This is a genomic window from Paenibacillus sp. FSL R7-0210, assembly GCF_038009085.1.
Taxonomy (GTDB): domain Bacteria; phylum Bacillota; class Bacilli; order Paenibacillales; family Paenibacillaceae; genus Paenibacillus_AQ; species Paenibacillus_AQ silagei.
In genome coordinates this window covers 482,053-506,549 of record NZ_JBBPAR010000001.1, presented here as the reverse complement: position 1 = coordinate 506,549, position 24,497 = coordinate 482,053, and the positions used below count along the sequence as shown (strand labels likewise).

Here is a 24,497-nt window from a genome sequence, read left to right as displayed (position 1 = left end):
GTGCCCTGTGAGGAAACAGACCTTTATACAAGGAACGATCATCCTGCTGCTAGCCGGTATCATTAACCGGATGCTTGGCTTCATTCCCCGGATTGCCCTGCCCCGGATCATCGGCGCTGAGGGGGTGGGTCTGTATCAGCTCGGATACCCGTTTTTCATTGTGCTCATTACGGTAATTACGGGGGGAATCCCGCTGGCGATTGCCAAGCTGGTTGCCGAAGCCGAAGGGGAAAACCGCCCGGAGCAGTCGCGCAAAATCCTGCAAACCGGCCTCGCTCTCAGCCTGTCGCTGGGCATTGTGTTCACCTTCGTCGCCCTGTTCAGCGCCTCCTGGGTATCCAGCGTTCTTCTGACGGACCAGCGTGTCTATTATACCTTCGTCAGCATGACCCCCATGATCGCCATCGTCGCCGTTTCATCCATCTACCGGGGATACTTTCAAGGCAGGCAGAACATGATTCCCTCGGCCTTCTCCTCCGTGCTGGAATCGGTCATCCGGATCTTCTTCATGCTGTGGTTCTCCTGGATGCTGCTGCCGAAGGGCATCGCCTTTGCGGCCGCGGGTGCCATGCTTGGCGTGACTGTGGGGGAGATCGCCGGAATGCTGGCCCTGCTGGGGCAATATTATTTTAACGACAAAAAAGACAGGTCTGAACTCCCGCCTAACGTGGAACCTATGGTTCAGGATACGCAGGGCAGTGCGGGACGCGAACCCGCGCAGACAACTACACCTGTCTTCAAGCGTCTCATCGGCATTTCAATACCGGTAACTGCCGGACGACTGATCGGCTCATTCTCTTACCTTCTGGAATCGATTATTACCGTGCGCAGCCTCGCGCTTGCCGGAATCGCAGCCGCAGCCGCAACCGCACAATATGGTTCCTTGCAGGGAATGGTGATTCCGCTGCTGCTGCTGCCGGGTGTGCTCAGCTCCTCGCTGGCCGTCTCCCTTGTCCCTTCCTTATCCGAGGCCGCAGCCCGCAACGATTTGCCCACGATTCACAAAAGAATGCACCAGGCCCTGCGGCTCGCCATGGTGACCGGTGCCCCGTTTGCTGCTGTTATGTATATTCTTGCCGTACCGCTCTGTACACTAATGTACGGCAATGCGGCGGATACGGCCCCTATGCTTAGGATGATGGCCCCGTTCGCTGTGTTTCTCTATGTCCAGGCCCCGCTGCAGGCTGCCCTTCAGGCCATGGACCGCCCAGGCAAGGCACTGATCAATACGCTGATAGGAGCCGTTGTCAAAATCCTGCTGATTCTCCTGCTGGCCTCCCGGCCTGAGTACGGCATTCTGGGCGCCATCATCGCCATTATGGTCAACAGCTTACTTGTCACGCTTCTGCACGGCTACAGTGTAGTCAAGCTCACCGCCATGTCCTTGCGCTGGTCGGACCCGCTCAAAATCCTGGCCGCTACGGTCATCATGGCCGCCGGGATGTCGTATGTGTATACGTCCGTTCCGATCTCCCCGTCGCATTGGATACAATTCTTAGCCGCTGCCTTCTGCGGCATGGCCATCTATCTGAGCATCTGCCTGTTATCCGGGCTGATCTCCAGACGTGACCTGGAACGGGTGCCCTTTTTCAGACGCTGGCGCAGTTAGGTTGGCTTCCCCTTATCCGGGCTGATCGGGGCAATATAGAGTTCTCCCTTATGATCCACGGAGCACAGGAAAACATCCCGGAAATCAGAGACACCCTTCTGCCGGATCTGGGTTCTAAGCCAGAACCGGTTCTTGCCGATCATCTCAAGATTGCCGTCCTGCACCTTCCCGTCCATAATCAGCGGAATCGGCAGTCCTTCATAACGGATCTTATGCTTCGGCAGCTTCACCGAAGCAGAGTCACCGCCGGATGATTCAGCATCGCCGGAGTCCTTCTGGCTATCGCCGTTCTTCTCCTTCCGCTCTGCGCCGGAGCTGCTGTTGCCCGACTGATTGGATGAGGTGACGTTGGCATTCTTCTCAATCACCGTTAACTGCCCGCTTGTCTCCAGGATAGCGAACTCCACATCTGCCGGACTGACAATATTCTGCCCGCGGAGCTGCAGCAGCAGATCATCAATATTATACCGCTGCCTGCGCATTTCGCCCCGGTGAATCTTCCCGTCCGAGATCAGAATGCTGGGCCTGCCATCCACCATTAAGCGCACCTTCCGGCTCTTCAAGCTGAGCTGTGCGACCAGCACTTGAATCAGCACCAGGGTCGCCATAGGAACAACACCATCATAAATAGGCCGCTCGATATCCTCAATCACAAAGACACCGATCTCGGCAATCATGATGGAAATGGTCAGGTCAAATACAGACAGCTTGCCGATTTCACGTTTGCCCATGATGCGCATGCTCAGGAAAATGAAGATATACATCAGCACGGTCAGAAAGATATGGGTCGTAATATGCTGGAACATATTCTCTTCGCTCCCCTTCCGCTACTCCCCATACTGGCGGATTAATGTACCCCTATTCTGACCTGACCGTAAAGGGAACATTCGGAAAGCTGCTGATTAATTACTGGTAAAAGTCATACCGCCTATTCTTGTACTATTGGGGCAAGCCTCCCCATACAATAATTAGTATCCGGTTAACAAACTTTTAGGGGGTTTTACCATGTCTCTGATCAGGCGTCTATTCTCATGGAAAATATCTAGTCCGGTATTATCGGGTTTAATCCGCTCGTTCCTGTGGATGATGCTGGGTGCGTTCATCCTCTCCCTCCTGCTCTGGGGCAGCGGACTGCAGGAACAGGATCTCACCATGTACACCTACATTGTGCACGGCGTCGCTGCCGCATTCGGAGGCTTGACCGCAGGCAGCAGGGCCGTCCGCAGAGGCTGGTACCAAGGAGCACTCACAGGCATGTTATACGGACTGGCTGTACTGCTGATCGGATTTTTGGCGCTTGACAGTTCACCGGGAGGAATGGACTTCCTGTGGGTTCTGGCGGCTGCAGGCATTAGCGCACTTGGAGGAATGTTTGGAGTTAATTTACAGAAATCCTAATTAATATAATTTTCAAAAATTGAAACCTTCCCTTGAAAATATGGTACACTACCTATGTCTGACTTCATATGAGCGATTATCAAGGAGGCTTCGAATGCTTTGCTGTATCAGTCCATGAATCTTGTAGTTGTATATACCGTTGCCATTGTTGTGATCTTAATCTGGATCGGCGCACGGCGCAATCCGCTGATGGCCTTAGTTGAAATCGGGAGAGAGCTGCTGAGATCCTATAAATTCACACTCATTATTATAGGCATGTTCAGCATTCTTGCCCTGAATAAATATGAGCTGCAGATCGAAGAAAAGATGCGGCTGACCGCAGATTACACAGGTTTCATCTTCGGCCTGGAGGGGCATTTCGTCCGGATGGTTCAAGAGCTGTTCTACGCTCCCTGGCTGACACCGGTGATTGTCTTCTTCTATATCTTCATGCTGCAGGCCGTGCTGGCAGCCTCACTGGGGATCTATCTGCTGGACAAAAACCGTGTGATCCTCTATGCGACCTGCTACACCATTATTTTAACCTATGCTATCGCTATTCCGTTCTATCTGTACTTTCCGGTCAATGAGGTGTGGTCCTATGCGCCTGCCGGGGTTCGGTTCATCATGCTGGATGTTTTCCCGAAGTTTGAACAGGAATACCGGCCGCTATCCGGCCTCAATAACTGCTTCCCGAGCCTACATACCGCTATCTCCGTATCCATGGCTCTGCTCGCTTACCGCTCAGGCAACCGCCGCTGGATGGTGATCAGTACAATCTCAGCCGTTATTATCGTGTTTGGAATCTTCTATCTCGGCATTCACTGGCTGACCGACATGATTGGCGGCACCCTGCTGGCTGTACTGTCCACGGCTATCGCCGTACCGCTTGCCAGGCTTACCCTGCGCAGCGGGGAACAGGGCTTGAGAGTGCGGGGCCGGGTCACCAATACACGTTAAGGCCCTCAATTCCGTATATGACGTATAAAAAAATCGGCGTTCTCTCGTAAGAGAAACGCCGATTTTTATGTAATTTAGCAGAGAGACTATTACATCTTGTCTTCTACTTCCACAACTGCGTGACTGATCGAGCCCCGGTCAAACGTCAATCGGGTTACATCATTAACCCGCAGAATAACGATGTCATCCGAAATCTCCATGATCGTTCCGTGCAGACCGCCGATGGTAACTACCTTATCGCCCTTCTTCAGCGCTTTGAGCATTCCGTTGCGTGCCTTGGTCTTCTTCTGCTGCGGACGAATCAGCAGGAAGTAGAACACAACAAACATCAGTACAAACGGACCTACCAGACCCAGTATGCTGCCTCCGCCGCCTGTACCTGCCGCCATATAAAACTGTGACATATCATTTCCCCCCTTTCAAGAATAAACATGAACACTCCGTACTCTCTAGAAGCCTTTTAGATTATCATATAATCCGTATTGTGCAAAAAACTCATCGCGAAAATCAAGCAGCCGATCTTCCATGATGGCTTCACGCACTTTACGCATCAATTCCAGCAGGAAGTGTAAGTTATGGTACGTTGTCAGCCGCAAGCCGAAGGTTTCGTCGGCCTTAATCAGATGACGCAGATAAGCACGGGAATAGTTCCGGCAGGTGTAACAGGTACACTCCGGGTCCAGCGGCCCGAAATCACGGGCATACTGGGCGTTACGCACTACGAGTCTTCCCTGACTGGTCATCGTTGTTCCATTACGGGCAATACGGGTAGGCAGAACGCAGTCGAACATGTCTATTCCGCGGATTGAACCTTCCAGCAGCGCATCCGGTGAACCTACGCCCATCAAATAGCGCGGTTTCCCTTGCGGCAGCAGCGGAACCGTGTAATCCAGCACCTCATACATAAGCTGCTTGGACTCTCCGACGCTGAGTCCCCCAATAGCATACCCCGGGAAATCCATGGAAGTCAAATCAGCCGCGCTCTGGCGGCGGAGATCCTCATGCATGCCTCCCTGTACGATAGCGAACAGTCCCTGATCATTCGGACGGGCATGGCTTTTGAGGCAGCGTTCGGCCCAGCGGGTGGTACGTTCAAGCGATTTTTTCACATACTCATATTCAGCCGGATAAGGCGGGCATTCATCGAAGGCCATCATAATATCGGAACCGAGCGCATTCTGGATCTCCATAGCGACTTCGGGAGACAGAAACTTCTTGTCCCCGTTCAGATGGGAGCGGAAATGAACCCCTTCTTCGGTGATCTTACGCATGTCGCTCAGGGAGAATACCTGGAAGCCGCCGCTGTCGGTCAAGATCGGGCGGTCCCAGTTCATGAACTTATGCAAGCCGCCCGCTTCGCCGATGATCTCATGACCCGGACGAAGGAACAGATGGTACGTATTACTCAGAATAATCTGTGCTTCCATCTGCTTAAGCTCTTCAGGACTCATCGTCTTGACAGTAGCCTGGGTGCCTACAGGCATGAAGGTTGGTGTCTCAATAATTCCGTGCGGGGTGTGGACTCTTCCGAGCCGTGCCCCGGATTGCTTACAGGTCTTAATGTGTTCGTAAGTGATTGCTGCCATTGGTTTAACCCTTCCTCTTGCTTAATAAATGAACATTGCATCGCCAAAGCTGAAGAACCGGTACTGCTGCTTAATCGCTTCTTCATATGCGGCGAGAATCAGCTCCCGGCCAGCCAAAGCGCTTACCAGCATGACCAAGGTTGACTTGGGCAGATGGAAATTGGTGATCAGTGCATTAACGACAGTAAATTCATAACCCGGATAGATAAAAATATCCGTCCAGCCGCTGCAAGCCTCAATCGGCCCGCCCTGGCATTGTCTGCCTACGGTCTCCAGGGTCCGGCATGAGGTTGTGCCTACAGCTATTATTCTTCCGCCCCTTGCTCTGGCTTCATTAAGCACATCCGCCGCTGCCTGGGACAGCTCGAAATATTCGGCATGCATGACATGCTCTTCCACAGTCTCTACAGACATGGGACGGAAGGTCCCGAGACCAACATGAAGTGTGACATAGACGATATTCACACCGATGGCTGCAATCTGCTCCAGCAGCTCGGTGGTGAAATGCAGTCCGGCTGTCGGCGCTGCCGCCGAGCCTTCATGCCGGGCATACACGGTCTGATACCGCTCACGGTCATCCAGGGTTTCCTTGATATAAGGAGGAAGCGGCATGGAGCCGAGCCTGTCCAGAATCTCCTGGAAAATCCCCTGATAGATGAAGCGGAGTGTCCGCCCGCCCATATCTGCTTCATCTTCAATCACGGCACGAAGCTCTTCACTGAAGACAATGACCGCGCCGGTCTTCAGCTTCTTGCCGGGCTTCACCAGCGCCTCCCAGCGGTCCCCTTCGAGATTCTTAAGCAGCAGGACCTCCGCCTTGGCTCCGGTATCTTCCTTGACTCCGAACAGTCTGGCGGGAATAACCCGTGTATCATTAAGTACTAGCGTATCGCCCGGGCGGAACTGCCCCAGTATATCCGTGAAATGACCGTGGTCCAGTTGCCCGCTCTCCTTGTCTACCAGCAGCAGTCTGGATGAACTGCGGTCGGCAAGCGGAGTCTGGGCAATCAGCTCCTCCGGCAGATTGAAATCATAAAGTTCAACATTCATAATAGGATCTTCATTCCTTAATTCTTAATTATAGTAACGTTATTAAAATAGTGTTGCAATATTTGCTTATAATCATACCCTTTGTCGGCCATTCCCTTCACGCCCCATTGAGACATGCCGAGTCCGTGCCCGTAACCCCAGCCGATGAAATAGAAGCCCGGACTGCCGGTCACGACTCTTGCGGTCTGATCCGCGCCCATCACGACCGTACCGCTGCCGCTGGACGTCACTTGGCCCGAGGCAGACAGCACTCCGGCTGAGCTGGTGCTGCCGATAGCAGCTGTAGAGCCGTCAGCGCCTAATACAGTATAACTTCCGGCAGGTACAATATCAAACAAGGTGCTAGGCAATCCTCCGAAGGAGGAACGGAACAGATCCGGGTACTTCACCTGCAGGATCTGGCCGTTCGCCTTGACCTCCACTGCTCTTCCTGATGGCCCGCGCCGGGTAACCTCCAGAGTGGTTATAGAAGAGGGCAGAGTGCCGCTGGTCTTGCCGGCCAGGCTCTTCAGCAGTTCGGCTGAAGAATACGGACCTTTGATCCAGCTGTAGCTGCCGGATTCATAGACCTGATTCAGCACTACGGCGTTCTGTCCGGGATTCAGCTTGCCTGCCGGAGCAGCACTGCTGTCAACGACAGGCAGCGGCCGGATATTCACATCCTTGGCAGTGGCTGTGGCAATGGGGAGCCCTGCGGCTGTCTTGCTGCCTGTTAATTTGATGTTATCTTCCCGGGCATAGCCGGAGACGCCGCTGTCCAGCAGTACATAGTACCACTTCTTAGCAGAGCCCACCGCAGCCACATCCTCTGCGCTGGCCACACTGGCATAGTTGCCGCCGCTGTTCCATACTTCCGACGGGTCAGCCGTAACGCCGCCGCTGTTCGAGGAGAATACCGCCTCTACGACCTTGCCGCCGCTCTGCAGCACTTCACCTGCAGTGGCATCGACCGCCTTGATGATTGTGGGTGCTTCTGCACCGATTCCGTTATAGACCTGACTGAGCGTTGTATCCACCACATTGGCAACATCGAAGCGGTTCCCTTGGGACAGCGCGTAGCTGCGCGCCGCTACAGCCTGAGCCTTCAGCGCTTCTTCCGGCCAGCCGGAGGATACCTCTCCCCCCACAACCGCATACAAATATTGCTCCAGCGGAACCACGTTAATGACAGACAATGAACCATTCAGATTTCCAAGCTCCATATCGCCCCGATAGATCCGCTTGGATCGCTCGGTTAGCATAATTCCCTTCTCATTGCCGGATAGGATGAACTTTGCGTCACTTCCGGATAACAGATAATGGAATGCCTGGACTTCGCTGTTGAAATCGAGCCCTGCGTCCATACGGATCATTACTCCGGGTGCACCCGGAGCCACAGGCGTTAGAGCAAGCTGAGGAAGCAGCACAGCTGCCGAAGCAGAGACCGCCGCAAGCTCGCTGTCACTTGACGCCTCGCCTACCCATACCTCGGTACGCGCACTGCCGCCCTCACCGGATATGAATACCGGCCAGGCATCTAAGCCGGCAGTGGTCAGGCTGCCCACTACCGCCTGGGCTTCCTCGAGTGTAGCGTAGGTGCCCGCAGACAGATGCTTGGTTCCGGCCACCGCAGGGGTCTGCCCCTCAGGAATTGCCAGACCGGCCTTGAGGACTGCGTTCAGCCCGTTATTGGCTGCACTCTCACTGGCGTAACCTCCGGTATATAGCTGATATACCTTGGCACCGCCTCTGGCAGCCATGAAGATCTGCGGCTTATTGGAAGAAGACTGGAGCTTCTTCGCCGCATCCGCAGCGGTCTGCCAGCTTGGCGTCTCCAGCACCTTCACCCGGTACCCGTCGAGACTGACACGGACCTTGTTCTGGGCCGGAACCGACAATAACGGGCTGCCGCCGGCTGCCGGAAGCAGGCTGAAGCTCTGCTCGGACTGCAGGGTTACCAGCGGTACGGTAGATTTATATTTGCTGCCAATATCGGCATACAGTGCAACCCGGATCGACCCGCCGGAATCGGCGCGGGCGTGATCTGCCGGAATGAGCAGACTGCCTGCTGCAAGCAATGCAGCCAGCGCCCCCCGGCCCAGCAGCCCGATTCCTGTTGTTGTCCACTTCGCAAGTTTCATTGTAGGCCTCCTAAAAAGTATTAATGATACATCCACTTCGGTTTGTAGCCCAAACAATACGTAAGATGTTGTACTATGGGCAGGATTCTCAATAATCAGTTCTGCTGCGGGGGAAGCGGAAGGCCAAGATGATGATACGCTGCAGGCGTAACAATACGCCCGCGAGGCGTGCGCTGCAGGAAACCGATCTGCAGCAGATAAGGCTCGTATACATCCTCAATGGTCTGGCTCTCTTCGCCTATCGTAGCGGCGATGGTATCCAGTCCGACAGGCCCGCCCCGGAAGGAGCTGATCATGGATTGCAGCATCTTATGGTCGATGCTGTCCAGTCCCCGGGGGTCCACCTGGAGCATCTTCAGCGATTCAGCAGCAATCTCCGGGGTGATGATTCCGTCGCCCCGGACCTGGGCATAATCGCGTACCCGCTTCAGAAGACGGTTGGCAATCCGCGGTGTACCCCGGGCCCGCAAGGCAATCTCTTCCGCTGCATCGCCCAGAATCTCGATGCCCAGCAGTTCAGCGTTGCGCGCCACGATGAAGCTCAGTTCATCGATGGTGTAATACTCCAGCCGGCTGACCACTCCGAAGCGGTCACGCAGCGGAGCAGACAGCAGTCCCGCACGTGTCGTCGCCCCAATAAGCGTGAAGGGCGGCAGGTCCAGCCGGACTGACCGTGCGCTTGGCCCCTTGCCGATCATGATATCCAGCGCGAAATCCTCCATTGCCGGATACATGACCTCCTCCACCGTCCGGTGCAGACGGTGAATCTCGTCAATGAACAGCACATCGCCTTCCTGAAGGTTCGTCAGCAGCGCCGCTAGATCTCCGGGCCGTTCAATGGCCGGGCCGGAGGTGGTCCGCAGATTCACTCCCAGCTCGTTGGCAATAATATTGGCCAGCGTCGTCTTGCCGAGACCCGGAGGCCCGTACAGCAGGACATGATCCAGTGCTTCACTGCGCATCTTGGCCGCTTCTATATATATTTTCAGGTTCTCTTTCACCTGGTTCTGGCCGATATATTCACCCAGATAACGGGGACGCAGACTTAATTCCACCGCCTGCTCGTCCATCATCAGATTAGCCGATATAATCCGGTCATCCATTCTTCCTCACTCCGTTCTTCAGGGACCTATTTGGCGGTATACAGCAGCCCCAGCGCCTTCTTCATCAGCACATCCACCGGTCCGGTATCCGTGCCTTCCTGCTTCATCTTCAAGTGCACCCGGTCCAGCTCAGTATCGGTGTAACCGAGCGCCTTCAGCGCATCTCTGGCTTCTTCCCACGGGAGCGCCTCCGCCTTGCTCTGCGCTTCAGCCGCTACTGCGAACAATCCCGTCTGCAGGGCCGCCCCGCCGAATCCGTCCAGCTTGTCCTTCAGATCCAGAATCATCCGCTGCGCCGTCTTCTTGCCAATCCCCGGCAGCTTCGTCAGGAAGGTGATATTCTCCTGATAGATGGCCGCGATCAGCTGATCCGGCGTTCCGCCGGTCAGAATGCCCAGCGCAACGCGCGGGCCGATGCCGGATACCTCAATCAGCTTGCGGAACAGGCGCTGCTCCTCGCGTGAAGGGAATCCGAACAGAAGCGTAGCATCCTCGCGGGTCTGATAATGAATGAACACAGTCACCGGACCCTCAGTCTTGGCAAAAGCGTACGGATTCGGGCAGAATACCCGGTACCCCACGCCCTGCACATCCAGCACAACGTATTCCGGCTCCAAATGTGCAACCGGTCCTCTAAGAAAATCTATCATTTTCGCAATACCTCATTTAATTTGGAATTAAGACTCACGGAATGGGCATGGCATACCGCCACCGCCAGCGCATCCGCCACATCATCGGGCTTCGGCACAGCCGTCAGCTTCAGCAGCAGCTTAACCATCTCCTGCACCTGCTTCTTCTCTGCCTTGCCGTAACCGACTACAGCCTGCTTCACCATCATCGGGGTGTATTCTGCCACCGGAAGCCCGCGCTGCACGGCTGCCAGAATCAGCACCCCGCGTGCCTGCGCCACCGGTAAGGCTGTAGTCACATTGCGGCTGAAGAACAGCTTCTCTACCGCTACTGCGTCCGGCTTATATTTATCAATCAGCTGCACCATGCCTTCATAGACATGCAGCAGACGCTCTTCTTCCGGGGTATGTGCCTCTGTCTGGATGCAGCCGTATTGGACCGGTGTTAATTTGTTGCCGACCTTATCGACAAAGCCAAAACCGACAATCGCCAGCCCCGGATCAATCCCCAAAATACGCAAAGTCCTTCTCTCTCCTCTATGCCCGGGCGGATACTCCGGCCCTAAAGCGAACATATGTATTCCTTCCACCCATTATAGCAAAAAAAATTCCCCGGGAGACAAAAAGTTTGTCCCCGGGGAAATGAAACATGCATAACACAACAAAGACCCGCAGGCCACCTTCGCGCCCGCGAGTCCTCATGCTGCTAACTCTATAGTCTCTCCCTCACTCCGCATGCATCACCTGTTCAGAGGAATCACGAGCATAGTCACTGAAGGTGGAGAGTACGCTGTTGTACTCCTCCAGATCCTGCACCCGGATGCCCTGATGAAGCTGCTCCCAGATGCCCTTGGGCAGAGAGGATTTGATGGAGCCCATGTCCATCTGGAAAAAGGTCTTCATGACCCGCTCCGCCTCGGGCGGGCCTTGGAACAAGGTCAGATTGCCCTGCTCGTCCACCCCGAAGTAGGCTTCTTTTTTGGTTAGCGGCGACAGATCATTGACCCGCTGCTCCAGCCACAGGTCCCCTTCCCGGCTGAGCCAGCCGCTCCAGCCTGCATGCCGGACAATCAGCTCGCTAAGCTGAGCCGGAGTCTGCTTGCCGGGCAGGGTCTGCACCTCTTCACCGGCTACATAGAGGGTCTTAAGATGCACCGTTCTGCTGACGGCTTCCTTGCCCACAGCCTTCAGCAGCTCTTGACTGTTCATCACGGCGGCATCCTCTTCAGCATCATCGTCTGTATGGTTATATACGGCGGCTACAGCCGGCAAGCTGCTTCCGGGCTCCAGATTCTGCACTGCGCTTCCGCTCAGGAATGACGAAGATTTAAGCAGCGTACTGATCTCTTCCGGAACCTGCATGCCGCGCCAGGCGAGCAAAGTCAGCACGAGGCATGCCGCACCAACCCAGGGAGCTTTTTTCCAGCGTCTCCACCGCCGCCACAGTTGTTTTTTCAGGCGAAAAGCATTCACGTTAATCCCTTCATTCTGGTTTTTTCCTATTGTGACCTGTGAAGGGATCATTTATGCGTAAATGCTTGAAATTCATCCCAGCATGGATTCAATCCGTACGCTGGGGATTCTCAATGGCCCCAAGGAACAGCACGACTCCGCTCTGCGTGTCCCGGATCATGAACAGGAAGGGCCGATTGACGTTCATTTCAAAGGGCAGGTCTACAGGGGGCGCTGATCCGGCACGCATATCAATTACAGTGGAAGCCGCCGCCTCCGTTCCCCGTTCATTCACATCGATATAGGTTTTGTGGATGACCTGTTCAAAATAGATCGGGCTGTCCAGATCCGACATAAGAGAGAAATCACCCTGGCTCGGATCAAAGGCAAGCATCACACCCAGCGTCTGCAGGACCTTGGAGAGTTCTGTGCCATAGCTGGCCGTGAACCTTGGCAGCAGCAGCGTCCCCCGGGAACTGGAGAAACCCTTATCCAGCAGCAGAGTCCCCTGCTCCAGTTGACCCACAAGCTCCGCGAGAGAAGATTGCTCACCCGGAAGGGCCACTACCATCTCCATCTGTCCCTCGCCGTAGGGAAGCTTTACCGCCTGCCAATCCTGATGGACGGCATACTCAAACATACCGCTCCGCTTCATCATCATCACCTGCACTGCCGGTCCGTCCGGAGGATAAAAGTCCGCCTGCTTCGTAGCCTGTTCCTCGAACACATCTCTCCAGGCACCTTGGAAATACAGCGCATTGACAAGGACGGCAACAGCCTGAGGTCCGGGCGGCTCCGTGAGCATCTCCTGAATCTTGTCCCCCGTATGGTCTGCCACCCATCCGTTAATCTCCTTCACAGACTTCTGTGCCGCCAGGTCCGTAGTCTTAATCTGCGCATCATAGAAATCCTTACCGGTCTTGAGATAGTCCCTGCGCAGCGGCAGGCCCTTCATACCCCAGACTGAATTCGCGATCTTCAGCTCCACGCCCGGTCCCCCATCATTCAAGAGCTTCATTAATGACTGCTGGCCGGTATTCAGCTGCTGCCGTTCGTCCGGCGCATAGCCCAGCAGTTTTCCGAGCTCCTCAGCCGTCTCTCCGGCACTGCCGTTATAGGCCAGGGCCAGAGCGGCAGCGGCACTGTACGGGGAGATCGTCAGGTTCCCGCTCCCTTGCTTCCATAACTGGCTGAACAGCTTCACGCCCAGCCCGTTGCTGCTGTCAGCCAGACCCGAATCGAGCCCTGCTGCCGCAGCCTGTCTCTCCGCGTAATTCATGCCCGAACCTCCTTCACTGCAGCCGCCCAAGAGCAGCACGGTTAGTATAAGTGCGGATAATCTTTTGCCCATGCTAAGCCCTCCCTAAATTTCTCCGTAGCCTCTCTACCAAATGACGCTGCGGATTGGGAAAAGTTGCAAATTCATAGCGGAAGGCATACAAAATTTCTATTCATTATATTGAAGGCTTATCTTTCTATGCCATCATTTGCTATACTCTATATTAACGAAAAAAGTTAAAAACTAAAACAAAGGGGATATCCTTGATGATTATTCAGCCAAAAACACGCGGCTTTATCTGTACAACAGCTCACCCGGAGGGATGTGCCGGACAAATACAGGAACAGATCGATTATGTACGGTCCCAAAAGAAGCTTACCGGCCCGGTGAACGTGCTGGTCATCGGCGCTTCCACAGGCTATGGACTGGCTTCGCGGATTGCCGCTGCCTTTGGCGCAGGCGCGAACACCATCGGCGTCTTCTTTGACAAGGCTGCTGAAGGCACCCGCACCGCTTCCGCAGGCTGGTACAATTCTGCTGCCTTTGAACGTGAAGCGGCCAAGCAGGGGCTGAAATCCTTCAGCATCGTCGGCGATGCCTTCTCGAATGAAATCAAGACCAAAACAATCGAGCTGATCAAGGCCGAATTCGGCACCGTTGATCTGGTCGTATACAGCGTAGCCTCCCCGCGCCGCACCCATCCGGTAACCGGAGAAGTGTTCTCCTCGGTGATTAAGCCGGTAGGCCAAGCCTACTCGAACAAGACGATGAACTTCCACACCGGAGAAGTCTCCACCGTTACCATTGAACCGGCTACAGAGGATGAAGTCCGCCAGACCATCGCCGTGATGGGCGGGGAAGACTGGGGCATGTGGATCAGCCAGATGCAGGAGGCCGGTGTGCTTGCTGAGGGAGCAACTACTGTAGCGTACTCTTATATCGGACCCAAGATTACGCATCCTATCTACAAGGACGGAACTATCGGCCAGGCGAAGAACCATCTGGAGCAGACCGCCATTGCCTTGAACGAGCAGCTATCCGCCACCGGCGGCCGGGCCTTCGTATCCGTGAATAAGGCACTGGTTACCCAGTCCAGCTCTGCGATCCCGGTGGTGCCGCTGTATATCTCCGCCCTGTACAGAGTCATGAAGGAGAAAGAGCTGCACGAGAACTGCATCCAGCAGATGTACCGTCTGTTCGCAGACCATTTGTATAACGGCGGTGAAGCGGCTGCAGACGGCAGCCACCTGATCCGTATTGACGACTGGGAGATGCGCGAGGATGTGCAGATCGAGGTCATGAGACGCTGGAATGAGCTGGAGACGGATAATGTGCCTGAGCTGGCGGATCTGGCAGGCTATCAGGACGACTTCTTCCATCTGTTCGGCTTCCGTACCGAAGGCGTAGACTATGAAGCTGAGACAGACCCTGCCGTAGAGATTCCTAATATGGTATAAAAGCCTGACGTTTGCTGTACGCAGCGCAAGGAAGCCGTTCCCTCCCGGGAGCGGCTTCCTTTGCGTAAAGATAAGAATTTATATGCTTCGCGCTATAATTATCCTTATCTTTCTCGCTGAAACGGTACCGTCCTTTAAAAGGACGGCAATGCCGTTTCCACTTGTCTATCCAGCCTGTGGCGCGGCCTGCGCCACGAATTGTCACAGCCGCGCCAGCCTATTCGTCCCGGAGCCGCTTCTGGTACAGCACCACAGACACAAGGGTCAGCACGGCTGTCCACGCCGCAATAATTAGAAGAGGCGGCCACACCTCTCCCGCCGAATAACCGGCTGGGCTCAGGTTCAGCAAGTGCACCAGTTGGCTGCTTGGCATGTAATCCAGCACCCCGAACACCGGATAATCCTTCGCCAGTACGGCACCCCAAGGTGCGCCCATGAAGATGAAGGCTACCGGAATGATCGATAAGGACGCATCCAGTAAGGTTTTGGAATAGAGACCGCAGATCGTCCCGGCTGCCGTGTAGAGAACAATGGAAAGAACGATCGCGGCTACGAATACCCCTATATTTGCAGGCTCATAGCCAAACAATAGTGTAGAAATGGCGAGAACCACCGTCGACATGACAAAGACCAGACTGCTTTTGCCCATCAGCACATCCATTGTTGTAGCCGGTGTCAGCATGAGTGTACGCAGCGTGTTGCGCTCCTTCTCTTCCGCAATCAGGCAAGCTTGGGCGAAGCAGGTCAGTAGAACAAACGAGCTGTTGAACAGAAATCCGGCAGCTCCCGGCAAGGATGCACCTGCGCTTTTGAACAGCACCGCAAACAGAATCGGAAACAGCAGCATAATGGACAGTGCATAATTGCGCGAGAATTCCTTATAATCCTTCACAAAGATCGCGCTGGCCCGCTTATAGGAGATGTTCATAGCAGCTCACTTCCCGTCATTTTGATAAAAATATCACCCAGGCTAGGTTCCTTCGTCTCTACCCGTTCAATGAGTCCCCGCTTCATCCAATCCGCGATCCGGTCCGCCGTGTCCCCATCCACCGGAAGCTCATAAGCCTCTCCGCTGGTCAGCTCCACCCGGATCAGGTTCTCGCGGTGCTGCCGCTTCAGCTCCCTTGGTGAGCCGATGGTCTGGATGCGTCCCTGATAGAGAATTGCTACACGGTTACAGAGCAGCTCCGCCTCCGCCATATCATGCGTGGTGATGAAGATGGTGGTCCCCTTCTCATTCAGATAACGTAAGCCTTTATAGATATGCGCTGAATTCACAGGGTCCAGTGCCGAGGTCGGCTCATCCAGGAACAACAGCTCCGGCTCATGGATAATGGCGCAGGCCAGCATCACCCGCTGACGCATCCCTTTGGACAGCGTATTTGTTTTCTTCTTGCGCTCACTGCTTAAATTAACGAACTGCAGCACCTGCTCCACCGCAGAGCGGGGAAGATCGTACAGCTTCCGGTACAGCTCCAGATTCTCCTCGATGGACAACCGCTCGTACAAGCCGCTGTTATCGGTCAGAATGCCAAAACGCATCTTCTGGGCCGACTGCTGCATCGCCTCCGCCGGCTGATCGAATACTTTGGCCACTCCGCCTGTCGGCTTCAGCTGTGCAGTCAGAATCTTAATCAAGGTGGTTTTGCCTGCACCACTCGGACCGAGGAACCCGAAAATCTCCCCTTTTGGAATACTGAAGGACACCTCTGTCAGCGCATCTCTCGCCCCGAAGGTCTTGCGGACCTGTTCTACCTGAATAACCGCCATCTCACCACATCCTTATGTTGTTGATGACTTAACGTTATCCAGAATTCAGCCTTTCAGCCACCAAAACCGGGTGAATTGTACCCATTCCGGCCTGAACGGTACCTTTTACAGCTTAAGCAGCGCCTTAAGTTCCTGCAATTTGGAGCGGGATAACGGAACCACGGCCTCCTTGCCGGTGTTCAGCCGCAGACTGTAGCTGTTCTTCGTCCAGGTAATGATCTCACGTACCTTTTGCAGATTGACGATGTAGGACCGGTGGCACCGGAAGAAGCCGAAATTCAGCAGCCGCGCTTCAAGCTGGGTCAAGGTCAGGGCACAGTCATAATGCTCGCCGCCGACATGTACCAGGATAGAGCCTTCTACACTTTCAATAAAATCAATCTCGGGCGGATCAAATAAAATCACCTTATCCTCCCGTTTGGTCGAGATCTTCTGCAAGGTGATGTTGGCCTCATCCTGCTTCACTGCCTCCTGCTTCTCCTCTTCCGAATCGCGGATATCCAGCTGATGAAGCCCGGACCCGCTCAGCCGGTAGATGACATCACAGGAGATCAGCGCATCCTCCAGATTCGAGGTCAGAATGAGTATCCTTTTCTGCTGCGACAGGTCATCCAGTATCCGCTTCAGCTGGCGGCGGTCCTGCTCCTCCAGATAGAAATACGGCTCCTCCAATACGAGCGTGGACTGATGGGCGAAAAAGGCCCGCAGCAGGGTCACATACACCCTTTTCGAAGAGCTGAGCTGCATCAATCTGACCTTACGTTCCTCCTTCAGCGCAAAATAATCAGTCAACACAGCCGCCCGCTCCTCCCGTCCCGACATTCGAATCAGAAACGAGATTAGCTCCTCTACCGTCAACCGCATATATTCGTTCTGCCCGGCCCACGACAAATAATTGCCGGATTCTTGGGACAATTGCTCCATTAATAACTGCTTGCGCCTCAAATCTGTGATAATACCAACCGAAGGGCTCGCAGACAGATCAAGCTCAAGCTTCGGCATAATTAATTCTCCGTCTTCATATATAGGTTGAAATTGCATATCTTCCTCCCGCTCCAGACTCTCTAGGATATATAATGCAATTATAGAGTTATGCTATGTATTTGTCAGGTACGGCCACTATCAATGCTCAGGAAGGCGGATTTCTGCGATGGGACTGCATGCTCAAGGTTTTATCATCTCTTTACTCGTATTACTGCCGAATCTAATATTCATATTCTTCCCGCCCCGGAGTGTTCCCGGCTCCCTGGACTCCGTCCCGCTGGTCTTCACGCTCCTGGAGCGGGCAGGCCAGATCACCTGCTTCATGATGCCCATTCTTTTCGGCCGAATGATTGCTGCTGAGCCCCTGGGAGTATCCGCCATACTGATGGCACTCTGCATGCTGGTGTACTATGGCTGCTGGGTGCGCTATTACCGGAGCGGGAGAGCTTTTGCGGTGCTGTTCAAGCCCTGGCTGGGTATCCCCGTTCCTATGGCCGTCTTCCCGGCCCTCTACTTCCTGCTGCTTGGCGTATGGCTCCAGTCCTGGTTATTCGTTGTTCCGGCCTGTCTGTTCGCCGCCGGTCATTTAGTCAACAGCTGGAGCGTCTACGGGCACGTCCGCTCATAGCAGATCCGCAATATAACTATAGTTCTGTGCAACAAACCTACAGCTTAACCGGCTTATAATATGGTTAAGCACACTATAGCGATATTATGGAGGTTATGGCGGGTATGATGAACTGGGAGCAGACGATTGAGCAGACGCTTACGACTACGCGGCTTAATATGAAGCGATTTGGTGAGAGGTTTCCGATTGTAAGTATGGGGGACGGCAAATACCATCTGACCGACCACACCAACTGGACGGAGGGCTTCTGGTCCGGCATTCTGTGGCTAAGCTATGAATACAGCCAGGACCCGGAGATTCATGCCGCCGCCATCCAGGCGACAGACTCCTTCCGCCAGCGCATGCTGGACGGGCAGGCGCTGGATCACCACGATATCGGCTTCCTGTACTCGCTCTCGGCCAAGGCCCGCTGGATTGCAGACAAGGATGAAGCCTCGCGTCTGCTCGCTCTTCAGGCAGCGGACCAGCTGATGAAGCGCTGGCGCCCCGGTCCGCAGCTGTTTCAGGCTTGGGGACCCGAGGGCGATGAAGACAACGGCGGGCGAATCATCATCGACTGCCTGATGAATCTTCCGCTCCTCTGCTGGGCCAGCGAACAGACCGGCGACCCGGTCTATGCCAGGGCTGCCCGTATTCACGCCGAGACAAGCCGCCGCTTCCTGGTGAGGGGCGACGACTCTTCTTACCATACCTTTTATTTCGACCAGCAGACGGGGGATGCCCTTCGCGGGGGGACGGCGCAGGGGTATCAGGACGGCTCCACCTGGACACGGGGCCAGGCTTGGGGCGTCTACGGCTTCGCTCTCGCTTACCGCAGCTTCCAAGATCCGCATTATCTTGAAACCTCCAAAAGAATGGCCCGCTACTTCGTGGAGCATCTCCCCGCCGATCATGTCGCCTATTGGGATTTCGATGCCCCGCAGCAGGAAGGCACCCCGCGCGACAGCTCCGCTTCCGCCATCACCGTATGCGGTCTCTTGGAGCTGCTGGAGCATCTGCCGGAGAATGATCCGGACCGGGACTATTTCAGGGACGCCGTGAACAAATCCATGGACTCGCTGATCAATCACTACTTCACCGCAGGCCACCCATTAGAAGAGGGATTTCTGCGGCACGGCTCCTATTCCGTCAGAGGCAACGCCTCCCCGGATGACTTCATGATCTGGGGCGATTACTTCTTCCTGGAGGCGCTGCTGCGTCTTGCGCGGGGTGTACCGGGGTATTGGTATGAGCGGGGGGACAGTTGAAACGAAGCAGCATCCGCTGATTCATATTGCCAGAAGCCCGGGGTCTATAAAAAATTCCTGTCTCCGATTAGTCCCAGTTGCTTGGCCTTCACTGTAGCCTCGGAACGGGAATGGACGCCGAGCTTCTCGAACACCCGGGTCAGATTATACTCTACGGTACGCTGGCTCATCAGCAGCTTACTGGCAATGTCCTTATTGCTGCGGCCTTCCGCTACCTCCTGCAGAATCTCCTGCTCCCGCTCGTTAATAGAGATGTCTTCCATCTGCTGCTCATCACGGGAGGAAGACACCCGCATGTCACTGCGGCGAAGCTGCCTGAGCAGGCTGACAGGAATGACGGATTCTCCCCGGAGCGCACAGCGGATGGCGGTAAGCAGCTGTTCTCTGCTCGCTGTTTTACTGACGATGCCAGAGACCCCGGCTTCCACCAGAATGTTGAAGTTCGAGCTAATTTCGTAGCCCGTATAGATCAGAATCCGAAATTCCGGGTTGATCCCAATCAGTCTCTTGGTCAGCTCAAGTCCGCTCAGCACAGGGATATTCAGATCAAACAGCATCAGGTCGTATTCCCCCGATGCAGCCATTTCCAGCGCCTCCGGTGAACTGTACGACACGGTTACGTCCATTTCGGGGTCCTGCTCGATCATAGTTTTGGTCCCTTCGCAGACCGATGGATGATCGTCAACCAGTAATATACGAATCATCATCATAACCTCCCTCTTCAATGCCGGCTGCCAGCGGAAGCACAAGCCGTACTTCAAATCCCTGATCCGGCGCCGATACAAATTTGATCTCGCCGTCCAGACTCCGCACACGCTCCTGAATACCGGATATCCCCATATGGCCGAATGAATCCTTAAGCTCCTTGAGATCCAGCCCTCTCCCGTTATCCTTATAATAGAAGTATAATCTCCCGCTATGGGATTCCAGCGACAATATGATATGTGAGGCCTTGGCATGTTTGTCAGCATTTCTGAGCAGCTCCTGAACGATGCGGTACACCGCCAGAATCTGGACATCATCCATTTCTATGGTATCAGGTTCCGTCTGAAGCTCCACCGTGTAGTCGGAACGGATCTGCTCCTGCTGAATCAACTGCTTCAAGGCTTCCACAATGCCCATCTCCATTAACAGCGGCGGCCTAAGCTCATTGCAGGTCTGCCGGATCTGGTGTATGACATCCAGCAGCCCCTCCTTAATCTGATCGAGCTGCACGAGAAGGCCCGGCTCCATCGGATAATCCAGCATCAGCGACTCCAGCTTGCGGTACCAGATCAATTGGTCCTGAAGCGCTGCATCATGCAGGTCGGAGGCCAGCCGGCGGCGTTCGTTCTCGGACAAGGTGAAGATCAGACGCAGCACCCATGGCGGCGCCAGCGCATTACGGTTCTTGATTTCACCCTCCAGATTCTCAATCAGTCCCGCTACGAGATACAGATTCTCATAGATTATACTGCTGTAATGCGCTATGGTTTTCAGCCAGTTTTTTTCAGCATAGTTAAAGCTCGTGTAATTGGTTTTGTCATCGATCCAGAGAATATGCCGGGCGGGGCCATAATTTCCAATCACCAGGCAGATCCCCCGGTACATCCGGGTCATTTCACCAACAGCAAGACCATTTACCGCCTGCTCCAGGTCCCGCTCAATCTGGGGATCGGCTCTCCCGTCACTGGTAACACTAACCTGACTCTGCTCATCCCCGCGCGTAATCTCCAAAAAAGAAACATTGCGGACCGGCAGCACCAGTAGGGTCTCCCGCTCCAGAATCTGCTCCAGATCCGAGCGCTTCATCACCTTCGAGATCCGTTTGGCGAAACGGTCAATGCTCCCCTGGAAATCCTGCAAATCCTTCATGAAATACGGGCGCAGCCGGTAATCCATCAGTTCCTTGAAGAACAGGAACAGCGTAATCATCAGATAGATAGCCAGAAAAATTTGAACCCAGACAATCCAGCCGTACGGATTCTGGTGAATCAGCAGCCCCATCACCCCAAGGATCAGCAGCGCGGGAACCAGCGAAAGCGCCGTATAATAAAATAGCCGGTTAAGCAGAAAATCAATATCAAACAGTCTATGGGTAACAAAAAGATAGAAGTATACGACAGGAATCGCATATACAAAGATCGCGGTCATTTCTGCAGAAATAAACGTCACGCCAAACAGCCCCGGCAGAGCGTTAAACAGCAGGAACGGTGAAAAAGCTACGGTATGCGCCGTCAAGGCAAACTTGAACAAGGTATGCAGCTCACCCGTCCGGTGCTTGCGGAAGCCAGAGATCAGCTTATAGACAATCAGGAAATTGGCGGCTACAAAAAAGATCAGCAGCGTCTGGGTTTCGAGCGGATGAATCCGCCGCGTCAGCGCCACATCCAGAAACATCAGCACACTCACCAGAGCTGCACAGGCATACATCACTTTCAGAACGGCTCTGGACAGGAACGGCTCCTTGAACCGCATAAGATAGACCTGCATAAAGTGGACGAAAAAAACGGGAACGACAGCGAAGCTGGTACCCAGGCATACTCTCCCTACCTTATCCGCCATCCCCGAGGGCGTTGAGCTGAAGTAGCTTAACCCGATACTGAGAAAGAACAGGATAAGCTGCAGCGCAGCCCGGTCATTCCGCTTTTTGCGGTATACGTATACGGAGAACCCGAAGAGCAGCAGCAAAGAAATGCCGGGGATCAGCAGGCGGAAGATCAGCTCATGCGCAGACAAGCCCGGCTCCACTTCCATGCTGGTGGTCACCGAATTTCCCTCCGGTCCCGTATGCTCAATAACGAGTGAATCCACATTCTCAATACTGTTATATTTGCGGATCGTCTCCAGAAGCAGCGGATCCTCCCCATTAGCCTGAAGAACCGTATCTCCGGGGTGAATTTTTTGCTCGCTCCAGCTGCCTGCTGCAACGCTGGTTACCGTAACCCTGCCTTGCGGCGTTAACTTCACATCGATGCCTATCACAGGACGGGATAGAATCACATAGGCCAAATACATGGCCAGAAGGATAAACAGGGACAGGCCCGCTATAATTTTGGGATGATGGCTAGATAGTTTAGGCAATGAGACAAGCCTCCAGGAATATATTGTAAGCTCTTAACACCAGTACATCTCTCTAAGAAGAGTCTGGCCATGATCTTTATCGCGGCTGTTCATCACATCCATCAGCGCCCGCTCTTCCAGCGCAGACATTCCGGCAAGCTGGAGCTGTCCGCTCTGTAGCTGCATCAGGGACCCCGGCTCTTGTACCAACTTGCGAATGATTTCTTGTAACATAATCTGCTCCCCCTTATTATTGGCTCGTTTCTTCTTCCTGCAACCAATATATCAGGTTCTCTCCCTGAGCAAAACGACATTGTGGCCCGTAATTACCGCCAATCTGTTACGGTATTCCGCATGCGGTATTACGGGGTTCCGTGAGCTACATTGCGGCCTCAATAATGAGATCCCGCCATTTGGAGTCCAGCTCCATACGGTTAATGACATCCAGGAACCGGTAATAATGCGAACGCATCCGCACCGAGGTATACAGTTGGGTGCCTGTACGTTCCACAGCCTCGCCGAATTCGGCGAACCGGTGCAGCACATCCTCCGGCTCCAGGCCGCCGGCAAAGTATTCTGCAATCCACCTATCGTTCTCCCCGATCTCCGCAAGCAGGAACAGCAGAGGCAACGTCCGCTTGCGGCGGATGAAATCATTTTTGCCTTCCCAGTTCAACAGATCCCGGTAGTCATTCTTAATCTGGGCAGCAATTCCGATCTCTTCGGCATATTCGGCTACGCGCTGATCCGCACTTCCTGTAGCCAGAATTACACCGGTCATACAGGCACACACAAGGAGCGCCGCTGACTTCTGCCGCACCATGATGAGGTAATCCTCTTCGGTCTCCATTTCATTCAACAGGTCAAGCGTCTGTCCGTTAATCGCTGCGAGTAGCTGATTATTGAATAATGCTGCAATGCTCCTGGCGTGTTCGTCAGGCATGTCGCTATCCATCAGCACTTCCTGGGAGAGGCTGAGGAAGCCGAGGGCTAGATTAAGAGCGATCTCCTTTGGCATCTGGCACCACGGCATATCCGCATGATCCTCATCCTGTATATCATCGATGATATCAAGCGCCAGAATCATCATTTCCACGGCGGCAGCCGCTTTATAGATCCCGGAATCCTCCCCGCCGAACATCCGGTAGTGCAGAAGGGTCATTTTGCCAAACAGCAATGATTCTGAACACTTCATATTGATGGCCGCCTGGGCAGCTTCGTGCAGCAGCTTCACCCGGAAATACCGGTCGATCTGAGTCTGAAATTCGGACATGACATTTCCCATAAAATACTCCATGAACCGTCCCCCGCATCTGCGTCTATCATCTTCTGCTTCTCATGGTTCATTTTAATAGATACCGTCCGAGAATTCCATTGTTTTCCTGTAAAAGAAACCCTCTCATTCTCTATTTTTGACATTGGCAGTGAGCGGAACGCGGGGAAATGAGGCTGGTATAATGCTTTGCACTGGCATCTAATATCATTTTACGCTCATGTACATTAGAGAGGAGCGTAATGTAGGAGCTGTAATGATCGACGAGCGCGCGCAGGAATTCGTCCTCCAGCACAGCAGACCGTTCCCCTGCCAGGGGGCCTGTCCACCGGATATGATAGGTCTCAAGCCTGTCGATCAGGCAGTCGAAGCAAAAGGAGGGATGCAGCGCATACACCGGCCCGATCTCCGTAATCTCCCCTTCGGCCACCCGGCAGAGAAATATAGTATCCCTGCGTGTCAAGTCAACCTCCTCTCGCAATCTCCGCAGCTGCGAGGGATCACTGTACATGACGAGATGATGCTGCGGGGCATTCTCATCCTTGATTAACGGTGCCGCAGCATAAGCAAAGGGGACAGCTGCTCCGGCATAACGGATGACCCGAATCTCGGAGCGCAGATACCCGCGGGTCAGTACGAGTGATAATGCATACGGGTCAACGTCGGCATCCACACCCGCGAACATCTCTTTGAAGCGCTCAAGCACCGCCAGATGGACAGGGTCCACCAGGATGCCATTCTCATACAGCCGCCCCGCTCCCTTGGAATCGGCAGAGAGCTGACGGTCTTCAAGCACCCGCTTCAGCCGCACCGGATCACGGTGGGAGATCGTGTAGAGCGGGCTGGTCCGGCGGTAGCAGTTCATGACCTGAAGCGTATCTTCTGCTGCCTGCAGCTCAAAAAAAGCATTCAACATGTCCTTCTCCTCCTT

Annotated in this window: 24 protein-coding genes; 6 read left to right on the top strand and 18 right to left on the bottom strand. The window is 54.3% G+C overall.

Annotated elements, in window-relative coordinates; all coding sequences use genetic code 11:
• The first annotated feature begins 7 nt into the window (after positions 1 to 7).
• Positions 8 to 1,609 carry a stage V sporulation protein B gene (gene spoVB / locus MKY64_RS02300; RefSeq protein WP_339250414.1) on the top strand — a complete coding sequence of 534 codons (1,602 nt, stop codon included), beginning with the start codon at positions 8 to 10 and terminating at the stop codon, positions 1,607 to 1,609.
• On the opposite strand, the gene MKY64_RS02295 is transcribed toward spoVB, so the two are convergent.
• The gene (locus MKY64_RS02295; protein ID WP_340950711.1) at positions 1,606 to 2,415 is read right to left on the bottom strand and encodes a DUF421 domain-containing protein; all 810 of its coding nucleotides are present in this window, start codon (positions 2,413 to 2,415) and stop codon (positions 1,606 to 1,608) included. The two genes, spoVB and MKY64_RS02295, sit on opposite strands and share 4 nt — an antisense overlap.
• Positions 2,416 to 2,614: 199 nt before the next feature.
• On the opposite strand from MKY64_RS02295, the gene MKY64_RS02290 reads away from it, so the two are divergent.
• A complete protein-coding gene (locus MKY64_RS02290) occupies positions 2,615 to 3,007 on the top strand; it encodes a TIGR04086 family membrane protein (RefSeq protein WP_209872331.1) in 393 nt (130 codons plus the stop codon).
• 99 nt (positions 3,008 to 3,106) lie between these two features.
• A complete protein-coding gene (locus MKY64_RS02285) occupies positions 3,107 to 3,946 on the top strand; it encodes a phosphatase PAP2 family protein (protein ID WP_245368126.1) in 840 nt (279 codons plus the stop codon).
• A gap of 89 nt (positions 3,947 to 4,035) precedes the next feature.
• On the opposite strand, the gene yajC is transcribed toward MKY64_RS02285, so the two are convergent.
• From yajC to MKY64_RS02240, 9 genes are all read right to left on the bottom strand, one after another.
• Positions 4,036 to 4,350, bottom strand: coding sequence for a preprotein translocase subunit YajC (gene yajC / locus MKY64_RS02280; protein ID WP_036732365.1), 315 nt, complete (start codon positions 4,348 to 4,350; stop codon positions 4,036 to 4,038).
• 45 nt (positions 4,351 to 4,395) lie between these two features.
• Complete coding sequence (tgt, locus tag MKY64_RS02275) at positions 4,396 to 5,532, bottom strand: tRNA guanosine(34) transglycosylase Tgt (RefSeq protein WP_036690552.1); 1,137 nt, start codon at positions 5,530 to 5,532, stop codon at positions 4,396 to 4,398.
• 21 nt (positions 5,533 to 5,553) lie between these two features.
• The gene (gene queA, locus MKY64_RS02270; RefSeq protein ID WP_340950708.1) at positions 5,554 to 6,582 is read right to left on the bottom strand and encodes a tRNA preQ1(34) S-adenosylmethionine ribosyltransferase-isomerase QueA; all 1,029 of its coding nucleotides are present in this window, start codon (positions 6,580 to 6,582) and stop codon (positions 5,554 to 5,556) included.
• A 17-nt stretch (positions 6,583 to 6,599) separates the two neighbouring features.
• Entirely contained in the window at positions 6,600 to 8,702 is a 2,103-nt protein-coding gene (locus MKY64_RS02265; RefSeq protein WP_051478659.1) for a SpoIID/LytB domain-containing protein, read from the bottom strand.
• A 95-nt stretch (positions 8,703 to 8,797) separates the two neighbouring features.
• Positions 8,798 to 9,805: a Holliday junction branch migration DNA helicase RuvB gene (gene ruvB / locus MKY64_RS02260; RefSeq protein ID WP_036732369.1), complete on the bottom strand. Its 1,008-nt coding sequence runs from the start codon at positions 9,803 to 9,805 to the stop codon at positions 8,798 to 8,800.
• Between the two features lie 26 nt (positions 9,806 to 9,831).
• A complete protein-coding gene (ruvA, locus tag MKY64_RS02255) occupies positions 9,832 to 10,455 on the bottom strand; it encodes a Holliday junction branch migration protein RuvA (RefSeq protein WP_036732371.1) in 624 nt (207 codons plus the stop codon).
• Positions 10,452 to 10,955, bottom strand: a complete 504-nt coding sequence (ruvC, locus tag MKY64_RS02250; RefSeq protein WP_036690559.1) for a crossover junction endodeoxyribonuclease RuvC — start codon at positions 10,953 to 10,955, stop codon at positions 10,452 to 10,454. Before ruvC ends, ruvA begins: the two co-directional genes overlap by 4 nt.
• 205 nt (positions 10,956 to 11,160) lie before the next feature.
• Positions 11,161 to 11,907, bottom strand: coding sequence for a BofC C-terminal domain-containing protein (locus tag MKY64_RS02245; RefSeq protein WP_340950705.1), 747 nt, complete (start codon positions 11,905 to 11,907; stop codon positions 11,161 to 11,163).
• Between the two features lie 88 nt (positions 11,908 to 11,995).
• Positions 11,996 to 13,237, bottom strand: coding sequence for a serpin family protein (locus MKY64_RS02240; RefSeq protein ID WP_340950704.1), 1,242 nt, complete (start codon positions 13,235 to 13,237; stop codon positions 11,996 to 11,998).
• Positions 13,238 to 13,431: 194 nt separating this feature from the next.
• Here MKY64_RS02240 and fabV point away from each other — a divergent pair, with 194 nt between their 5' ends.
• Positions 13,432 to 14,622: an enoyl-ACP reductase FabV gene (gene fabV / locus MKY64_RS02235; RefSeq protein WP_036732378.1), complete on the top strand. Its 1,191-nt coding sequence runs from the start codon at positions 13,432 to 13,434 to the stop codon at positions 14,620 to 14,622.
• Positions 14,623 to 14,839: 217 nt separating this feature from the next.
• On the opposite strand, the gene MKY64_RS02230 is transcribed toward fabV, so the two are convergent.
• From MKY64_RS02230 to MKY64_RS02220, 3 genes are all read right to left on the bottom strand, one after another.
• A complete protein-coding gene (locus MKY64_RS02230; RefSeq protein ID WP_036732380.1) occupies positions 14,840 to 15,550 on the bottom strand; it encodes an ABC transporter permease in 711 nt (236 codons plus the stop codon).
• Positions 15,547 to 16,392, bottom strand: a complete 846-nt coding sequence (locus MKY64_RS02225) for an ABC transporter ATP-binding protein (RefSeq protein WP_209872352.1) — start codon at positions 16,390 to 16,392, stop codon at positions 15,547 to 15,549. Before MKY64_RS02225 ends, MKY64_RS02230 begins: the two co-directional genes overlap by 4 nt.
• A gap of 105 nt (positions 16,393 to 16,497) precedes the next feature.
• Positions 16,498 to 17,433, bottom strand: coding sequence for a LytTR family transcriptional regulator DNA-binding domain-containing protein (locus tag MKY64_RS02220; RefSeq protein ID WP_340950702.1), 936 nt, complete (start codon positions 17,431 to 17,433; stop codon positions 16,498 to 16,500).
• 109 nt (positions 17,434 to 17,542) lie between these two features.
• On the opposite strand from MKY64_RS02220, the gene MKY64_RS02215 reads away from it, so the two are divergent.
• Together MKY64_RS02215 and MKY64_RS02210 are read left to right on the top strand one after the other, a co-directional pair.
• Positions 17,543 to 18,004: a hypothetical protein gene (locus tag MKY64_RS02215; protein WP_340950701.1), complete on the top strand. Its 462-nt coding sequence runs from the start codon at positions 17,543 to 17,545 to the stop codon at positions 18,002 to 18,004.
• A 104-nt stretch (positions 18,005 to 18,108) separates the two neighbouring features.
• Positions 18,109 to 19,251 carry a glycoside hydrolase family 88 protein gene (locus tag MKY64_RS02210; RefSeq protein ID WP_340950699.1) on the top strand — a complete coding sequence of 381 codons (1,143 nt, stop codon included), beginning with the start codon at positions 18,109 to 18,111 and terminating at the stop codon, positions 19,249 to 19,251.
• A gap of 44 nt (positions 19,252 to 19,295) precedes the next feature.
• Here MKY64_RS02210 and MKY64_RS02205 read toward each other — a convergent pair whose 3' ends face one another.
• From MKY64_RS02205 to MKY64_RS02185, 5 genes are all read right to left on the bottom strand, one after another.
• Complete coding sequence (locus tag MKY64_RS02205) at positions 19,296 to 19,955, bottom strand: response regulator transcription factor (protein ID WP_340950698.1); 660 nt, start codon at positions 19,953 to 19,955, stop codon at positions 19,296 to 19,298.
• Positions 19,933 to 22,314, bottom strand: a complete 2,382-nt coding sequence (locus tag MKY64_RS02200; protein ID WP_036732390.1) for an ATP-binding protein — start codon at positions 22,312 to 22,314, stop codon at positions 19,933 to 19,935. The genes MKY64_RS02205 and MKY64_RS02200 overlap by 23 nt, the downstream gene beginning before the upstream one ends.
• Positions 22,315 to 22,347: 33 nt before the next feature.
• Positions 22,348 to 22,527, bottom strand: a complete 180-nt coding sequence (gene comX, locus MKY64_RS02195; RefSeq protein WP_209872369.1) for a competence pheromone ComX — start codon at positions 22,525 to 22,527, stop codon at positions 22,348 to 22,350.
• Positions 22,528 to 22,672: 145 nt separating this feature from the next.
• Positions 22,673 to 23,590, bottom strand: a complete 918-nt coding sequence (locus MKY64_RS02190; RefSeq protein WP_051478665.1) for a polyprenyl synthetase family protein — start codon at positions 23,588 to 23,590, stop codon at positions 22,673 to 22,675.
• 109 nt (positions 23,591 to 23,699) lie between these two features.
• Positions 23,700 to 24,482, bottom strand: a complete 783-nt coding sequence (locus MKY64_RS02185) for a hypothetical protein (protein WP_036732394.1) — start codon at positions 24,480 to 24,482, stop codon at positions 23,700 to 23,702.
• Positions 24,483 to 24,497: the final 15 nt, after the last annotated feature.

Coding starts and splice junctions, on each gene's coding strand:
- MKY64_RS02225 (WP_209872352.1), bottom strand. CDS start 16,392: ATGGCGGTTATTCAGGTAGAACAGGTCCGCAAGACCTTCGGGGCGAGA.
- yajC (WP_036732365.1), bottom strand. CDS start 4,350: ATGTCACAGTTTTATATGGCGGCAGGTACAGGCGGCGGAGGCAGCATA.
- MKY64_RS02185 (WP_036732394.1), bottom strand. CDS start 24,482: ATGTTGAATGCTTTTTTTGAGCTGCAGGCAGCAGAAGATACGCTTCAG.
- MKY64_RS02190 (WP_051478665.1), bottom strand. CDS start 23,590: ATGGAGTATTTTATGGGAAATGTCATGTCCGAATTTCAGACTCAGATC.
- MKY64_RS02210 (WP_340950699.1), top strand. CDS start 18,109: ATGATGAACTGGGAGCAGACGATTGAGCAGACGCTTACGACTACGCGG.
- MKY64_RS02265 (WP_051478659.1), bottom strand. CDS start 8,702: ATGAAACTTGCGAAGTGGACAACAACAGGAATCGGGCTGCTGGGCCGG.
- MKY64_RS02215 (WP_340950701.1), top strand. CDS start 17,543: ATGGGACTGCATGCTCAAGGTTTTATCATCTCTTTACTCGTATTACTG.
- MKY64_RS02220 (WP_340950702.1), bottom strand. CDS start 17,433: ATGCAATTTCAACCTATATATGAAGACGGAGAATTAATTATGCCGAAG.
- fabV (WP_036732378.1), top strand. CDS start 13,432: ATGATTATTCAGCCAAAAACACGCGGCTTTATCTGTACAACAGCTCAC.
- MKY64_RS02240 (WP_340950704.1), bottom strand. CDS start 13,237: ATGGGCAAAAGATTATCCGCACTTATACTAACCGTGCTGCTCTTGGGC.
- queA (WP_340950708.1), bottom strand. CDS start 6,582: ATGAATGTTGAACTTTATGATTTCAATCTGCCGGAGGAGCTGATTGCC.
- ruvA (WP_036732371.1), bottom strand. CDS start 10,455: ATGATAGATTTTCTTAGAGGACCGGTTGCACATTTGGAGCCGGAATAC.
- ruvB (WP_036732369.1), bottom strand. CDS start 9,805: ATGGATGACCGGATTATATCGGCTAATCTGATGATGGACGAGCAGGCG.
- MKY64_RS02290 (WP_209872331.1), top strand. CDS start 2,615: ATGTCTCTGATCAGGCGTCTATTCTCATGGAAAATATCTAGTCCGGTA.
- comX (WP_209872369.1), bottom strand. CDS start 22,527: ATGTTACAAGAAATCATTCGCAAGTTGGTACAAGAGCCGGGGTCCCTG.
- MKY64_RS02205 (WP_340950698.1), bottom strand. CDS start 19,955: ATGATTCGTATATTACTGGTTGACGATCATCCATCGGTCTGCGAAGGG.
- MKY64_RS02295 (WP_340950711.1), bottom strand. CDS start 2,415: ATGTTCCAGCATATTACGACCCATATCTTTCTGACCGTGCTGATGTAT.
- MKY64_RS02230 (WP_036732380.1), bottom strand. CDS start 15,550: ATGAACATCTCCTATAAGCGGGCCAGCGCGATCTTTGTGAAGGATTAT.
- tgt (WP_036690552.1), bottom strand. CDS start 5,532: ATGGCAGCAATCACTTACGAACACATTAAGACCTGTAAGCAATCCGGG.